This is a genomic window from Bartonella sp. AA56HLJMS, from assembly GCF_042197145.1.
Lineage (GTDB): Bacteria > Pseudomonadota > Alphaproteobacteria > Rhizobiales > Rhizobiaceae > Bartonella.
On sequence record NZ_JBHIRL010000009.1, the window covers coordinates 1 to 16,266 of the forward strand.

Annotated in this window: 11 protein-coding genes, 1 tRNA gene and 1 pseudogene; all 13 read left to right on the top strand. The window is 39.7% G+C overall.

Features of this window, described 5'->3' with window-relative positions; all coding sequences use genetic code 11:
- A pseudogene (locus ACFINI_RS05895) lies at positions 1-65 on the top strand (elongation factor Tu); the annotation flags it as partial.
- A 47-nt stretch (positions 66-112) separates the two neighbouring features.
- Positions 113-188 (top strand) — tRNA-Trp (locus tag ACFINI_RS05900).
- Positions 189-387: 199 nt separating this feature from the next.
- A complete protein-coding gene (secE, locus tag ACFINI_RS05905; RefSeq protein ID WP_273790652.1) occupies positions 388-600 on the top strand; it encodes a preprotein translocase subunit SecE in 213 nt (70 codons plus the stop codon).
- Between the two features lie 20 nt (positions 601-620).
- The gene (gene nusG, locus ACFINI_RS05910) at positions 621-1,151 is read left to right on the top strand and encodes a transcription termination/antitermination protein NusG (protein WP_273790740.1); all 531 of its coding nucleotides are present in this window, start codon (positions 621-623) and stop codon (positions 1,149-1,151) included.
- Positions 1,152-1,301: 150 nt separating this feature from the next.
- Complete coding sequence (gene rplK / locus ACFINI_RS05915) at positions 1,302-1,730, top strand: 50S ribosomal protein L11 (protein ID WP_273723157.1); 429 nt, start codon at positions 1,302-1,304, stop codon at positions 1,728-1,730.
- Between the two features lie 4 nt (positions 1,731-1,734).
- A complete protein-coding gene (gene rplA, locus ACFINI_RS05920) occupies positions 1,735-2,439 on the top strand; it encodes a 50S ribosomal protein L1 (RefSeq protein WP_375612112.1) in 705 nt (234 codons plus the stop codon).
- A 354-nt stretch (positions 2,440-2,793) separates the two neighbouring features.
- The gene (gene rplJ / locus ACFINI_RS05925) at positions 2,794-3,312 is read left to right on the top strand and encodes a 50S ribosomal protein L10 (RefSeq protein ID WP_012755027.1); all 519 of its coding nucleotides are present in this window, start codon (positions 2,794-2,796) and stop codon (positions 3,310-3,312) included.
- A gap of 101 nt (positions 3,313-3,413) precedes the next feature.
- On the top strand, positions 3,414-3,785 hold the full coding sequence (gene rplL / locus ACFINI_RS05930; protein ID WP_273790654.1) for a 50S ribosomal protein L7/L12: 372 nt from the start codon (positions 3,414-3,416) through the stop codon (positions 3,783-3,785).
- Between the two features lie 289 nt (positions 3,786-4,074).
- Positions 4,075-8,223 (top strand): DNA-directed RNA polymerase subunit beta, encoded by a 4,149-nt coding sequence (gene rpoB / locus ACFINI_RS05935; protein WP_375646769.1) that lies wholly within the window; start codon positions 4,075-4,077, stop codon positions 8,221-8,223.
- A 172-nt stretch (positions 8,224-8,395) separates the two neighbouring features.
- The gene (gene rpoC / locus ACFINI_RS05940; RefSeq protein ID WP_375637731.1) at positions 8,396-12,607 is read left to right on the top strand and encodes a DNA-directed RNA polymerase subunit beta'; all 4,212 of its coding nucleotides are present in this window, start codon (positions 8,396-8,398) and stop codon (positions 12,605-12,607) included.
- 725 nt (positions 12,608-13,332) lie between these two features.
- Positions 13,333-13,506, top strand: a complete 174-nt coding sequence (locus ACFINI_RS05945; protein ID WP_375646776.1) for a hypothetical protein — start codon at positions 13,333-13,335, stop codon at positions 13,504-13,506.
- A 236-nt stretch (positions 13,507-13,742) separates the two neighbouring features.
- A complete protein-coding gene (locus ACFINI_RS05950; protein ID WP_375612167.1) occupies positions 13,743-14,432 on the top strand; it encodes a nitroreductase in 690 nt (229 codons plus the stop codon).
- Between the two features lie 340 nt (positions 14,433-14,772).
- On the top strand, positions 14,773-16,164 hold the full coding sequence (locus ACFINI_RS05955; RefSeq protein WP_375646781.1) for an L-serine ammonia-lyase: 1,392 nt from the start codon (positions 14,773-14,775) through the stop codon (positions 16,162-16,164).
- Positions 16,165-16,266: the final 102 nt, after the last annotated feature.

Consider the following 16,266-nt stretch of genomic DNA (forward strand, 5'->3'; position numbering starts at 1 on the left):
GTTTTGCTATTCGTGAAGGTGGTCGTACTGTTGGTGCCGGTATCGTCTCTAAGATCATTGAATAAATAATGCTTGTTAAAGGGGTGTTAAAAGTGTTTTAGTTTTGAGAGTTAGGGGTATAGCTCAGTTGGTAGAGCGGCGGTCTCCAAAACCGCAGGTCGCGGGTTCAAGTCCTGCTGCCCCTGCCAAAGGGGGATTTTACATATAAGGGAGTGGATTTTGCTGCCTTTTTCGCTTTTTTTGATATGGGGCTTGTTTTTTTGTGTGTGAAACGGTATTGAATAGAAAGTAAGGAAATTGCATAAGTCTGAAAGTTGGCTTTTGCGTTTTTTCCTGTTTATTTTGTTCTATAAAACACAATAGGACTAGAGAGAGTATAGTGTGACGATGGCATCTAAAACCAATCCGATTACCTTTTTGAAGCAGGTTTATGCAGAAACAATTAAAGTGAAATGGCCTACACGTCGTGAGACGGTTATTTCTACTATTATGGTTTTGTTGGTAACTGCATTGGCTTCAGCTTTCTTTTTTATTGTGGATCAGGTTATGCATTTTGGTGTTTGGCGGGTTATTGATCTTCTGAAATATCTTTTTAGTTGAGAATGTAAGGAAGTGTGACTGTGGCAGCTCGTTGGTATATTGTTCAGGCATATTCAAATTTTGAAAAGAAAGTAGCGGAAGCTATTGATAAGGAGGCAAAGCAAAAGGGACTTGATCATCTTTTTGAAAAGATTTTTGTTCCAACAGAGCGTGTTGTAGAGGTTCGTCGTGGACGCAAAGTTGATACTGAGCGAAAATTTTTTCCTGGTTATGTTCTTGTTCGTGCTGAGTTAACAGATGAAGTTTATCATCTTATTAAGAATACGCCTAAAGTGACAGGTTTTTTAGGGTCGGATGCGCGTCCTGTTCCTATTTCTGATCGAGAGGTTGAGCAAATTCTCAAACAAGTTCAGGAAAGGGTTGAGTCTCCAAAGTCCTCTGTATTGTTTGAGGTTGGAGAGCAAGTTCGCGTTGCTGATGGTCCTTTTGTTTCGTTTAATGGAATTGTTCAAGAGGTTGAAGAAGAGCGCTCTCGTCTTAAGGTTGAAGTGCTTATTTTTGGGCGTCCTACGCCTGTTGATTTGGAATTTGGTCAGGTTGAAAAACTCTGATTAAACTTAGAGTAGTTTTAATTACTTTAAGGAAGGAGTGGGAGGTGATTTATAGCTTTTGTCGGCTTAATGATCCGAACCACGTGACTGCAAGCGGGTAACGGGCAAGATGAATTGTCAGTATACCAGTGAAATTAAAGGCAGATTGTTATGGCAAAAAAAAGTATAGGTCAGCTTAAGTTGCAGGTTCCTGCAGGAGCTGCTACTCCATCTCCACCAATTGGTCCAGCTCTTGGGCAGCGTGGTATTAATATCATGGAATTTTGTAAGGCGTTTAATGCAGCGACACAAGAAATGGAAAAGGGGGCACCGATTCCAGTTGTTATTACGTATTACCAAGATAAGTCTTTCACCTTTTCTCTCAAGACGCCTCCTGTATCATTCTTTTTAAAGAAGGAAGCAAACCTGAAATCTGGCTCAAAAGAGCCTGGTAAAGTGTCTGTAGGAAGCATTTCTCGCGATAAAATTCGTTCGATTGCGGAATCAAAGATGAAAGATCTTAATGCGAATGACATTGAGGCAGCAATGCGTATGGTTGAAGGTTCTGCTCGCTCGATGGGCTTGGAAGTGGTGGGCTAATATTATGGCAAAAGTAGCAAAAAGAATAAAAAATATCCGAAAAGATATTGATTTTAATGAACTCTACGCTTTAAAAGATGCCGTTTCAATGGTTAAGGAGCGTGCCGTTGCTAAGTTTGATGAAACAATCGAAATTTCAATGAACTTGGGTGTTGATCCTCGTCATGCTGATCAAATGGTTCGAGGCGTTGCTTATTTGCCTAATGGAACAGGGAGAAATATTCGTGTTGCCGTTTTTGCTCGTGGGGATAAGGCTGAGGAAGCTAAGGCGGCAGGAGCTGATATTGTGGGTGCCGAAGATTTATTTGAAAGCGTTAATAGAGGGACTATAGATTTTGATCGTTGTATTGCAACGCCAGACATGATGCCTCTTGTTGGTCGTCTTGGTAAGATTCTTGGTCCACGGAGTTTGATGCCGAATCCGAAAGTTGGTACTGTAACACTTGATGTTGCTGGTGCTGTCAAAGCTTCTAAAGGTGGTGCTGTTGAGTTTCGTGTGGAAAAAGCTGGTATTGTGCATGCTGGTATTGGTAAGGCTTCTTTTGGTGTTGAAAAAATCGTAGAAAATATAAAAGCCTTTGCAAGTGCAGTTATTAAAGCCAAACCGCAAGGTGCAAAAGGTGAGTATATTAAGCGCGTTGCTGTTTCGTCGACTATGGGAATTGGTGTTAAAGTTGATCCAGCAACGGTTCGTTCAGAGCTAGTATAAGCTGATTTATAATTTTGTTTTGGGGTATGGGAATATCAAAATTGTATTTAAAATGCTGATTTTGATCAGCTCGCTATCTAAGCTTTATAGGGCTTAGGTTGTACCGGGAGAAATTCCGGAATATCCTGTCCGAGATTGTAGGTGATGCTTTTAAGTATCTTAATCAAAAAAACCTGCATGAGACTGGGGTAAAAACTGAGAGTTAAAAGACTTAAAGGGTTTGAGCCAAGGTTGCCTTTGAACGCTGTGCGTGAAAAAGGGGACAGGATCCTCATCGGTGACATGAAGTATTTTATGTTATCAAAGGTAACCAACAGGTTTGTTTTAAGCAAATCTGTTAAATGGAGAGAGACAGTGAATAGAGCGGAAAAACGCGAATTTGTTACATGGCTTAACGAGGCTTTTCGGAAGTCTGGTTCTGTTGTTGTTGCACATTATTCCGGTCTGACAGTTTCACAGATGAATGATCTGCGTTCGAAAATGGGTGAAGCTGGCGGTGCCGTTAAGGTCGCCAAAAACCGTCTTGCTAAAATCGCTCTTCAGGGCACGGAATCTGAATCGATAGTGGGTTTGTTTACTGGACAAACACTTATTGCTTATTCAGAAGATCCAATCACAGCACCGAAAGTTGCTGTTGATTTTGCGAAAAGCAATGACAAATTTGTCATACTTGGCGGTTCAATGGGTGCAACAAGTTTAACTGTAGATGCTGTGAAGTCATTGGCTTCATTGCCTTCATTAAACGAGTTGCGTGCAAAACTTGTGGGTATGATTTCTACCCCTGCGACCCGTATTGCACAGGTTGTTAATGCCCCTGCTGGTCAGGTTGCACGTGTCATTGGAGCATATGCTCAGGAGGATAAGGCGGCTTAAGGCTGTTTGTATTCACGTTTATGGAAGAGCTTTAATGCTTTTCTGTTTTTTTGAATAAGATTTAATAATGGTTCAAATCTTTTAATTGAAGGAATTTAAAAATGGCTGATCTAGAGAAGATCGTAGAAGACCTTTCTAATCTAACCCTTTTGGAAGCCGCTGAGCTTTCTAAGTTACTTGAAGAAAAATGGGGAGTTTCGGCTGCTGCTCCTGTAGCTGTCGCTGCTGTTGCTGGTGCTGCTGCTCCAGCTGCTGAAGAAAAAACAGAATTTGATGTTATTCTTGTTGAAGGTGGCGCACAAAAAATTAATGTTATTAAGGAAGTTCGTGCTCTTACTGGACTTGGTCTTAAAGAAGCTAAAGATCTGGTTGAAGGTGCACCTAAGCCTATTAAAGAGGCTGCTTCTAAAGAAGAAGCAGAAAAAATTAAATCTCAACTTGAAGCTGCCGGTGCTAAGGTGGAACTTAAGTAAATTTAATTTTATCGGCGGGCATTTATGTTCGCCGATTTTCTTTCTCTTAATACAAAGAGGGAAAATAATGAGTAAAAAACTTTTCCCAATGGTTTCGTAACAGGAATGGGATAGGTTTGGATTACTTACCCCTTCATCATAGAGTCAAAGAGATAAATGGCTTATGTTGGTAGGGAAAGTTAATGATGCTCATTATTGAGTGTCAAGTGAACTGGTCTGCATATGCAGGTTAATGGTATAAGGCTTTCAAGGTTGGTCTACCTTGAAGAGTAAAGATCAAGGAGCGACGATGGCTCAGACTCACGCAATGATGTCTCAATTCAATGGTCGTAAGCGCGTACGGAAATTTTTTGGTAAGATTCCTGAAGTAGCAGAAATGCCGAATCTTATTGAGGTTCAAAAAGCCTCATACGATCAATTTCTCATGGTTGAGGAACCGAAAGGTGGGCGACCAGATGAAGGTTTGCAAGCTGTTTTTAAATCGGTTTTTCCTATTTCAGATTTTTCCGGTACAGCTATGCTTGAGTTTGTAGGTTATGAATTTGATTTACCAAAATTTGATGTTGAAGAGTGCCGTCAACGTGATTTAACTTATGCTGCCCCATTAAAGGTCATATTGCGTTTGATTGTTTTTGATGTTGATGAGGATACTGGCTCCAAAGATATCAAAGACATTAAAGAGCAAGGCGTTTATATGGGCGATATGCCTTTAATGACGACGAATGGTACCTTTATTGTTAATGGTACGGAGCGTGTTATTGTTTCTCAGATGCATCGTTCTCCTGGTGTCTTTTTTGACCATGATAAAGGAAAGTCCCATTCATCAGGAAAGCTTCTTTTTGCTGCTCGTGTTATTCCGTATCGTGGTTCTTGGCTTGATATTGAGTTTGATGCTAAGGACATCATTTATGCGCGTATTGATCGACGGCGCAAGATTCCTGTTACTAGTCTTTTGATGGCATTAGGTATGGATGCGTCGGATATTTTATCGACGTTTTATGATAAAGTGACTTATGAGCGTGATGGAGAAGGATGGCGAGTTCCTTATTCTGTGGATCGCTTTAAAGGAATGAAGCTCATTTCTGACCTTATAGATGCAGATAGTGGTGAAGTCGTTGCGGAGGCTGGTAAAAAATTAACAGTTCGTACTGCGAAGTCTTTGGTAGAAAAAGGACTTAAAGCGGTTAAAGTTAGTGAAGATGATTTATTAGGTTGTTATCTAGCCGAAGATATCGTCAATTACGAAACAGGTGAAATCTACCTTGAAGCTGGTGATGAAATTGACGAAAAAGTATTAAAAGTTCTGCTCGATGTTAGTGCTGATCAAGTCAATATTCTTGATATTGATCACATGAATATTGGCGCTTACATCCGCAATACTTTGAAGGTGGATAAAAATGAAAGTCGGCAGGATGCGTTATTTGATATTTACCGGGTGATGCGTCCAGGTGAACCTCCAACAATCGATACAGCAGAAGCAATGTTCCATTCATTGTTTTTTGATCCAGAGCGTTATGATCTTTCAGCTGTCGGGCGTGTTAAGATGAATTTACGTATGGATCTTGATTGTCCAGACACAGTTCGCATTTTACGCCAAGAGGATATTCTTGCTGTTGTTAAGATGTTGGTTGAATTGCGTGATGGACGTGGTGAAATTGATGATATTGATAATCTTGGCAACCGTCGCGTTCGTTCCGTCGGGGAGTTGATGGAAAATCAATATCGCATTGGTCTTCTTCGTATGGAACGTGCGATAAAAGAGCGTATGTCATCGGTTGAAATTGATACAGTTATGCCACAGGATTTGATCAATGCAAAGCCTGCGGCAGCAGCAGTCCGTGAATTTTTTGGGTCTTCACAATTGTCGCAGTTTATGGATCAAACCAATCCATTGTCAGAAATTACCCATAAGCGCCGTCTTTCTGCTCTTGGTCCAGGTGGTTTGACTCGTGAACGTGCGGGTTTTGAAGTCCGTGACGTACATCCTACGCATTATGGTCGTATTTGTCCGATTGAAACACCAGAAGGCCCCAATATTGGTCTGATTAACTCCTTAGCAACATTTGCGCGAGTTAACAAATATGGCTTTATTGAAAGCCCATATCGAAAAATTATTGATGGAAAAGTCACAAAAGAAGTTATTTATCTTTCAGCGATGGAAGAAGCAAAGCATTATGTCGCTCAGGCTAATTCTTCATTAGATAACGAAGGTCGTTTTATAGAAGAGTTTGTTGTTTGCCGTCATGCTGGTGAAGTTTTAATGGCGCCGCGTGATCATGTTGATTTGATGGATGTTTCACCAAAACAGTTGGTTTCAGTTGCAGCAGCGCTTATTCCTTTTTTGGAAAATGATGATGCGAATCGTGCGCTTATGGGATCGAACATGCAGCGTCAAGCAGTTCCTCTTGTACGCGCTGAAGCGCCATTTGTTGGGACGGGAATGGAATCTATTGTTGCGCGCGATTCAGGAGCTGCTGTGAGTGCAAAACGTAGTGGTGTTGTTGATCAAGTCGATGCTACCCGTATTGTTATCCGTGCAACAGAAGATTTAGATCCTTCAAAATCAGGCGTTGATATTTACCGCTTACAGAAATTTCAGCGTTCTAATCAGTCCACTTGTATTAATCAGCGTCCTCTTGTACATGTCGGTGATAGGGTAGAGAAAGGTGATATCATTGCAGATGGTCCATCCACGGATCTTGGTGATTTGGCTCTTGGGCGGAATGTTCTCGTAGCCTTTATGCCTTGGAATGGATACAATTATGAAGATTCTATTTTGTTATCCGAGCGCATTGTTGCTGATGATGTGTTTACTTCAATTCATATCGAGGAATTTGAAGTTGCGGCACGCGATACAAAACTTGGACCTGAGGAAATTACGCGCGACATTCCTAATGTTGCGGAAGAAGCGTTAAGAAATCTTGATGAAGCTGGCATTATTTATATTGGTGCTGAAGTTCAACCAGGTGATATTTTAGTTGGAAAGATTACCCCGAAAGGTGAAAGTCCCATGACGCCGGAAGAAAAGCTTCTGCGTGCAATTTTTGGGGAAAAGGCATCCGATGTTCGTGATACTTCTATGCGTATGCCTCCTGGGACTTTTGGTACTGTTGTTGAAGTTCGCGTTTTTAATCGCCATGGCGTGGAAAAAGATGAACGTGCGATGGCAATTGAGCGTGAAGAAATTGAGCGTTTAGCAAAAGACCGTGATGATGAACAGTCTATTCTTGATCGCAATGTTTATGCGCGCCTCACCGATATGTTGACAGGTAAAGTTGCTGTAGAAGGTCCGAAAGGCTTTTCGGGTAGTAAAAAGCTTGATAGTACAGTAATGGGGCATTATCCGCGATCCCAGTGGTGGCAATTTGCTGTTGAGGATGAAAAGCTTCAAAATGAAATTGAAGCTTTGCGCAAGCAATATGATGAATCAAAAGAAGCATTACAACGTCGCTTTATGGATAAGGTTGAAAAGGTCCAAAGAGGTGATGAAATGCCTCCTGGTGTCATGAAAATGGTGAAAGTTTTTGTGGCTGTGAAGCGCAAAATCCAACCAGGTGACAAGATGGCGGGGCGTCACGGGAATAAGGGTGTTGTTTCACGTATTCTTCCCGTAGAAGATATGCCATTTCTTGAAGATGGGACCCATGCTGATATCGTCTTGAATCCGCTTGGTGTGCCTAGTCGTATGAATGTTGGACAAATTCTTGAAACGCATCTTGGTTGGGCATGTGCGGGGATGGGCAAGAAGATTGGTGCTTTGTTAGAGTTATATCAAGAGACTGGGGATATATTGCCGTTGCGTCAGCGTATTGAAAATCTTATGCCTGATGATAATCATAATGAACCAATTCGTCAGTATGATAATGAAAGCCTTTACAAATTGGCATTGCAGATGAAGAAAGGGGTTTCAATTGCAACGCCTGTTTTTGATGGAGCACATGAGTCTGATATTAACATGATGCTGGAAGACGCAGGCTTAGATAGTTCAGGGCAGGTTACGCTTTATGATGGTCGTACTGGGGAGCCTTTTGATCGCCCAGTAACGGTGGGATATATTTACATGTTGAAATTGCATCACCTTGTTGATGATAAGATTCATGCACGTTCTATTGGTCCCTATTCACTCGTTACGCAGCAGCCATTAGGAGGTAAGGCACAATTTGGTGGTCAGCGTTTTGGTGAAATGGAGGTTTGGGCACTTGAAGCTTATGGTGCTGCATACACTTTGCAGGAGATGCTAACAGTAAAATCAGATGATGTGGCTGGTCGAACAAAAGTCTATGAGGCAATTGTGCGTGGTGATGATACATTTGAGGCAGGTATACCCGAAAGCTTTAATGTGTTGGTAAAAGAAATGCGCTCACTTGCTCTTAATGTGGAGCTTGATGATGCGCGTGAACTTATTGCACAGCGGGCATTGTCTGATACGGCAGAATAATAATTCAAGGAGCGCACTAGAAAAAAGCTGCGCTCTTATTACTTTAAGAGGCTCAATAACCTTATTAAGGCTATACAGGTCATTTTTAAAAGTAAATGTATTTTAAAGAAGATCTGTTATAAAATAAATGAGATATTACAACAGGTTCTAAGAATCTTTGAAGGAGAACAGCATGAACCACGAGGTCATGAATCTTTTCAATCCTCAAGCGCCAGCGCAGACATTTGACTCTATTCGTATTTCTATTGCGAGTCCTGAGAAAATTTTGTCCTGGTCGTATGGTGAGATTAAGAAGCCTGAGACTATTAATTATCGGACTTTTAAACCAGAACGTGATGGTCTTTTCTGTGCACGTATATTTGGCCCTATTAAGGACTATGAGTGTCTATGTGGCAAATATAAACGCATGAAGTATAAGGGCATTATTTGTGAAAAATGCGGTGTAGAGGTTACTCTTTCGCGCGTACGTCGTGAGCGTATGGGGCATATTGAACTTGCGGCACCTGTTGCACATATATGGTTTCTTAAATCATTACCAGGTCGTATTTCTACACTTTTAGATTTAACTTTAAAAGATATTGAGCGGGTTCTTTATTTTGAGAATTATATTGTAACCGAACCAGGATTGACATCTCTTAAGCTCCATCAGCTTCTTTCTGAAGAAGAATATATGCTTGCTATTGATGAGTTCGGAGAAGATCAATTTACAGCTATGATTGGCGCTGAAGCTATTTACGAGCTTTTAGCTAGTATGGAGTTAGATAAAATCGCTAATGATTTGCGTCTTGAATTAGCTGAGACAACTTCAGAGTTAAAGCAGAAAAAATTGATTAAACGACTTAAAATCGTTGAAAATTTTCTTGAATCTGGGAATAAGCCAGAGTGGATGATAATGAAAACAATTCCGGTTATTCCACCGGATTTGCGTCCATTGGTTCCGCTTGATGGTGGGCGTTTTGCGACATCAGATCTGAATGATCTTTATCGGCGTGTTATTAATCGTAATAACCGCTTGAAACGGCTGATTGAATTGCGTGCTCCTGGAATTATCGTGCGCAATGAAAAGCGTATGGTACAAGAAGCTGTTGATGCATTGTTTGATAATGGACGGCGTGGGCGTGTGATTACTGGAGCCAATAAACGTCCTCTCAAGTCTCTATCAGATATGTTGAAGGGCAAGCAAGGACGGTTTCGTCAGAACTTACTTGGGAAGCGAGTTGATTACTCGGGGCGTTCTGTTATCGTGACGGGTCCTGAATTAAAATTGCATCAATGTGGTCTTCCTAAAAAAATGGCTCTTGAATTATTTAAGCCTTTTATTTATGCGCGGCTTGATGCAAAAGGCTATTCATCAACGGTAAAGCAGGCAAAGAAGCTTGTTGAAAAAGAACATCCAGAAGTTTGGGATATCTTGGATGAGGTTATTCGTGAACATCCTGTTTTACTCAACCGTGCGCCAACATTGCACCGTTTGGGGATTCAGGCTTTTGAACCTATCTTAATTGAAGGCAAAGCTATTCAACTTCATCCACTGGTGTGTACTGCTTTTAATGCAGATTTTGATGGTGATCAGATGGCGGTTCACGTTCCGCTTTCTCTTGAAGCACAGCTTGAAGCCCGTGTTTTGATGATGTCCACCAATAATATTCTTCATCCGGCCAATGGTGCTCCCATTATTGTTCCCTCACAGGATATGGTTCTTGGTCTTTATTATCTTTCAATTGTTTCTGAAAAAGAACCAGGTGAAGGAATGGCCTTTTCTGATATAGGTGAGCTTCATTATGCCTTGGAAAATAAGGTTGTAACGCTTCATACGAAGATTAAAGGCCGTGTTAAGAATATTGGGAAGGATGGAAAAGAAGTTTCTAAACTTTATGATACGACACCTGGTCGTTTGATTATCGGTGAGCTTTTGCCAAGAAGTGCGGATATCTCATTTGATATTGTCAATCAAGAGATGACGAAAAAGAATATTTCTAAAATGATTGATCATGTTTATCGGCACTGTGGACAAAAAGAGACGGTTATTTTTTGTGACCGTATTATGCAGCTTGGCTTTTCTTATGCTTGTCGTGCAGGAATTTCATTCGGTAAGGACGATATGGTTATTCCTGATAGTAAGTCGCGTTTAGTTGCAGAAACAGAAGCTTTGGCTAAGGAGTACGAACAGCAATATAATGATGGTTTGATTACACAAGGTGAAAAATACAATAAGGTTGTAGATGCTTGGGGTAAGTGTACAGATCGCGTTGCAGATGAAATGATGAAACGTATTCAAGCCGTCGATTTTGATCCTAAAACAGGTCGTCAACGGCCGATGAATTCGATCTATATGATGTCGCACTCTGGTGCTCGTGGTTCTGCTAACCAGATGAGACAATTGGCCGGTATGCGTGGATTAATGGCAAAACCATCGGGTGAAATTATTGAAACGCCCATTATTTCAAATTTTAAAGAAGGTCTAACTGTTAATGAGTACTTCAATTCCACGCATGGTGCACGTAAAGGACTTGCTGATACTGCTTTAAAGACGGCGAACTCTGGTTATTTAACACGGCGTCTTGTTGATGTTGCACAGGATGCTATTATTTCAGCAGTTGATTGTGGTACCGCAAAAGGGCTTACCATGCAGCCGATTGTTGATGCAGGACAAATTGTTGCCTCCATTGGGCAAAGAATTCTTGGTCGTACAGCGCTTGTTGATATTCTACATCCTGTCTCTGGAGAAGTTATCCTTGAAGGTGGAGCAATGATTGAGGAAGCTGATGTCGCGAAGATTGAAGCAGCTGGGATTCAATCTGTTCAAATTCGTTCTGCTTTAACATGTGAAACACGTCTTGGTGTTTGTGCAAAATGCTATGGTCGTGATTTGGCGCGTGGAACACCTGTTAATCAGGGAGAAGCCGTTGGTGTTATTGCTGCTCAATCCATTGGTGAGCCGGGAACACAGCTTACTATGCGTACTTTCCACTTAGGAGGAACTGCGCAGGTTGTTGATTCATCGTATTTAGAGGCATCTTATGAAGGTAAGGTGGAGATTCGTAATCGTAATGTGGTTCGTAACTCTGAAGGCCAATTGGTTGTTATGGGGCGTAATATGGCTATCCTTATCAAGGATGAGTTAGGAAAAGAGCGCGTTGTACATCGTGTTAGCTATGGTGCTCATATTTTTGTTGATGATGGTGATGTGGTTAAACGTGGCCAACGTATAGCAGAATGGGATCCTTATACACGTCCAATTTTAACGGAAGTTGAAGGTTATGTGGGGTTTGAAGATATGATTGATGGTTTATCTGTCACTGAAACAGCTGATGAATCTACGGGTATTACGAAGCGTTTGGTGATTGATTGGCGCGCTAATCCACGTGGTGCGGATCTTAAACCAGCCATTATTATTCACACAGATAAAGAAGGTGAATCCATTGCTAAATTGTATAAGGGAGGTGAAGCCCGTTATATGATGTCAGTTGAAACTATTCTTTCTGTTGAGCTTGGTGCTCATGTTAAGGCTGGTGATGTTATTGCTCGTTTGCCAATGGAAAGTGCCAAGACGAAAGATATTACGGGTGGTTTACCACGTGTGGCTGAGCTTTTTGAAGCGCGTCGTCCAAAGGATCATGCGATTATTGCTGAAGTAAGTGGCACGATTCGATTCGGCCGTGGTTATAAGAATAAACGTCGTATCATTATTGAACCAAATGATGAAACTCTTGAGGCAGTAGAATATTTGATTCCAAAAGGTAAGTTGTTTCACTTCCAAGAAGGCGATCAAATTGAAAAGGGAGATTATATCCTTGATGGTAATCCAGCACCTCATGATATCTTGGCGATTAAGGGGGTTGAAGCTTTGGCATCTTATCTTGTTAATGAGATTCAGGAGGTTTATCGTTTACAGGGAGTTCTTATTAATGATAAGCACATTGAAGTGATTGTTCGTCAAATGTTGCAAAAAGTTGAAATTACTGAATCTGGAGATTCTGGTTATATTCCAGGTGATAATGTTGATCGTATTGAACTTGATGAAATCAATGATAATTTGATTGCAGAAGGGAAGAAACCAGCATCTGGTAATCCCATTCTTCTTGGAATTACAAAAGCTTCTCTTCAAACGCCTTCTTTCATTTCGGCGGCATCGTTTCAGGAAACAACACGTGTTCTTACTGAAGCAGCAGTTTCTGGTAAAATTGATACTTTGCAAGGACTTAAAGAGAACGTTATTGTCGGTCGTCTTATTCCAGCAGGTACTGGTGGTACAATTTCTCAAATCCGTCGTATTGCTGCAGTTCGTGATGATTTGATTGTAGATGAGCAGCGTAAGTCTAGTAATAACGAAGTGGCTAAGGCTATGTTGACAAATATGACAACTGGGGCCGTTGCTGAATAATTTAAATACAACATTACATAATAAAAAACGTCTGAATAGAACGTTCAGACGTTTTTTTATTTCGAAATACAGAAGTTGTATATTTTTTTGAAAAATATCAAAAATTATAAGGCGATAGTTATTTTAAACATCTTTAGTAGCTTATTGTTTTGTAATGATGCTTATCTTTTTTGTTACTTTATTTTAAAGTTTCTTAATTTCTAAAAGCAGTATAGAAAGTTTTTTTCCAAATATGTGAAACTCAAAAATCATATTCAAGGAAAAGAGTTGATTATCTACAAATCAAATAATGATTGATTTTGAATTTGAGTAAATTTTTTGATTGATATCTTCTATAAAGCTTTAAAAAGACTTATAATGAAAGATCAATAGTCTTTTCTGTAATCTAAAAAATAATTGATTCTCTACTATACAATGCTTGTACGATAAGAATGTATTTTCTTATAAATTAGAATGCAGGAAAGTAGAGATTGGGGTGCTTATTAAGTTATATAAAAAATAGACATATTTCTTATAACAATGTGATCTATGCAGACAGAATAATAAAATGTACGAATATTATTCAATTGGAAAATTAACACGTGAGTTTTCAATAATAGCTCGAACTTTGCTATGAAGAAGAGGGACTTCTTATCCCTTTTCGGTGTGGAAGTACACGGATTTATACATAAACGGATCGTCATAAGTTAAAACAAATCCTGTATGCTAACAGAGTAAAATTTTCGTTGTCTGAAATATCTGATATGTTGACAATGGTTGGAAAACCACCTGATGATGAGAAAAAGCTTAAGAAATTAATTGCAGGAATTCATAAAAAACGAACTGATTTAAAGCAGATGCAGCATGATGTTGATGATCTTCTACAGGATTTAGAACGAATTGAAGAGAGTTTTTTTTGAGAGCTTAGCGGAGTTGGAGGGTAGTCATTGATTATAAATTTATTTTGTCTTCTTTTAGACTAATTTCTTTCTCTTAAAAGAGATAGATTATACCGTCTCTAAGGGGAATATTTACCACTGCGTGAAATGTGTAAGTCATTTAAAGAAATAGAGTGTTTGAAAAAGCTGCAAAGGTATTTTCGCAGTATATTATTCTTGATAAGAAAAAACTATTTTTCATAAAGAAAGTAAAAACAATGACAGTTTCTCCTATGAGTGTTTTTCAATCTATATTGTCACGAAAGTCAATTCGCGCTTTTACTGATCAGCCAGTTAGTTTGGAAACAATCAAAGAAATCTTAAAACTTGCAGCACGTGCACCATCTGGAACAAATATTCAGCCATGGCAAGTAATTGTGCTTACAGGAAGTGTATTACAGAAAGTAGGGCAAGAGCTTTCACAACTTGTGCTTTCAGGTGTAAAAGGAGAGCGTGAATATAGTTATTATCCACGTCAGTGGCGTGAGCCTTATATTTCAAGGCGTCGAAAAGTTGGTTTGGATCTTTATCAGAGTCTTGGAATTCAAAAAGGTGATGAAGAAAAAATACTTCATCAAAAGGCGCGAAATTTTTTATTTTTTGATGCACCTGTAGGACTCTTATTTACAATGGATCACGACATGGAAATGGGGAGTTGGCTTGATTTGGGTATGTTTATGCAGACCATTATGTTAGCTGCACGTGGATTTGGATTAGATACCTGTCCTCAAGCTGCTTTTGCTGATTATCATAAACAGATTCGTACGCTTTTATCTATTCCTTCTGATCGCCATATTATCTGTGGTATGGCACTTGGTTATCGCGATATGAGTGCTCCAGAAAACAATTTTGAGACAGAACGAGAATCGTTAGAAAAATTTGTACGTTTCATTGAAACATACCCATAAAATATTTTATACAATTAAGCATATGTTTTGAAGAACTTAGTGCATTATGAAAAATATTTCCGATAAGATTTCTCATCCTTATTGAATTTTAATATTGCATATTAACACTTATTTTACTACGTTTGGAACATTGGGAGTGGTGACTCTAGGGGCATTGTCCGTTTTAAAGGTTGGCTAATGGAAAACACTATAGAAAGAAAGTGTTGGGTGGTAGCAAAACGAGCGACATTCGTGTTTATTGTTGTCATTTTTTTAGTTTATCTCGCAATTTGATTTTAAACGGAAGAAACGTTATGAAAAAGCATATATGCTCAAGCTGTACTATAGTTTAAGGTGATACGTGTTTCTATCTGTTTTTGAACTTTTTAAAATTGGGATTGGTCCTTCTAGCTCACATACGATGGGACCAATGACTGCTGCTAATATGTTTTTGCAAAAGATAGGAGATTTTTCTCAGTCGTCTGATGTTCAAGTTTCTCGTATACGTGTTTATCTTTATGGTTCTTTAGCTTTCACGGGTATTGGTCATGCAACAGATAGAGCTATCATATTAGGACTTTTAGGAGAAAAAGCTTCTACTGTTGATCCTGATAGCATGGGGTTTTTGTTAGAACAAGTTATACGTGAAAAAAAAGTGCAACCAGAAGGTCATCCCGCTTATCAGTTTGATGTACAACGTGATCTTATTTTTGAACGAAAGCAAATCCTCCCTGGACATACAAATGGACTAGCCTTTGAAGGACTTGATACTGATGGGAATGTTCTGTTGCGGCAGATTTATTATTCTATCGGTGGTGGCTTTGTTGTGACTGAGGATGAATTAAGCCATATGAATGATAATATACAACCAGAAGCATTTGAGGTACCATATCCATTCGATTCTGCTTGTACAATGTTATCAATGGCAGAAAAATCAGGACTTTCAATTGCTGAAATGAAGCGCTTAAATGAAGAAACAAAGATAGAGCGTTTTTCTCTTGATGTAGGGCTTGATGAAATTTTTTCAGCGATGACAAATTGCATTGATAGAGGTCTTTCACAAGAAGGTGAGTTGCCTGGTGGATTGCGTGTTCTAAGGCGCGCTAAAAAGCTGCATGAAACGCTTTTGGAAAAACAAAAGAAAAATTACAATTATCCACTTTGGGCAAATGATTGGCTTTCGGTATATGCTATAGCAGTCAATGAGGAAAATGCAGCGGGTGGTCGTGTTGTTACAGCACCAACAAATGGAGCAGCCGGTGTCGTCCCAGCCGTTTTGCGTTATTATCTTCAGTTTAATGATGATTCAGATCGAGAGGGAATACATAATTTTCTATTAACGGCAGCAGCTATAGGCGGTGTTATCAAACATAATGCCTCTATTTCTGGTGCAGAAGTTGGGTGTCAAGGTGAAGTTGGAACGGCATCTTCAATGGCCGCAGCAGGGTTGACCGCAGCGTTAGGTGGAACACCAGCTCAAATTGAAAATGCGGCAGAAATTGCGCTTGAACATCACTTGGGAATGACATGTGATCCTGTTGCAGGTCTTGTACAAGTGCCTTGTATTGAGCGTAATGCAATGGGAGCTGTTAAGGCGGTAACGGCTTCTTCTCTTGCATTATATGGTAATGGAGATCATTTTGTTTCTCTTGATGCTTGTATAGAAACAATGCGCCAGACTGGTCATGATATGAGTGAACGCTATAAAGAGACAAGTAAAGGTGGTCTTGCAGTCAATGCGATATCTTGTTAAGAGCTGGAACATTTTTCAATCCATAACTGGACTTTTTGGAGAGAGATCGTATTTCCTAATAAAGCTTATGTTTTTTGTTCCTTATAAATCAAAATTCCACTT

Coding starts and splice junctions, on each gene's coding strand:
- secE (WP_273790652.1), top strand. CDS start 388: ATGGCATCTAAAACCAATCCGATTACCTTTTTGAAGCAGGTTTATGCA.
- rplK (WP_273723157.1), top strand. CDS start 1,302: ATGGCAAAAAAAAGTATAGGTCAGCTTAAGTTGCAGGTTCCTGCAGGA.
- rplA (WP_375612112.1), top strand. CDS start 1,735: ATGGCAAAAGTAGCAAAAAGAATAAAAAATATCCGAAAAGATATTGAT.
- rplL (WP_273790654.1), top strand. CDS start 3,414: ATGGCTGATCTAGAGAAGATCGTAGAAGACCTTTCTAATCTAACCCTT.
- rpoB (WP_375646769.1), top strand. CDS start 4,075: ATGGCTCAGACTCACGCAATGATGTCTCAATTCAATGGTCGTAAGCGC.
- rpoC (WP_375637731.1), top strand. CDS start 8,396: ATGAACCACGAGGTCATGAATCTTTTCAATCCTCAAGCGCCAGCGCAG.
- ACFINI_RS05950 (WP_375612167.1), top strand. CDS start 13,743: ATGACAGTTTCTCCTATGAGTGTTTTTCAATCTATATTGTCACGAAAG.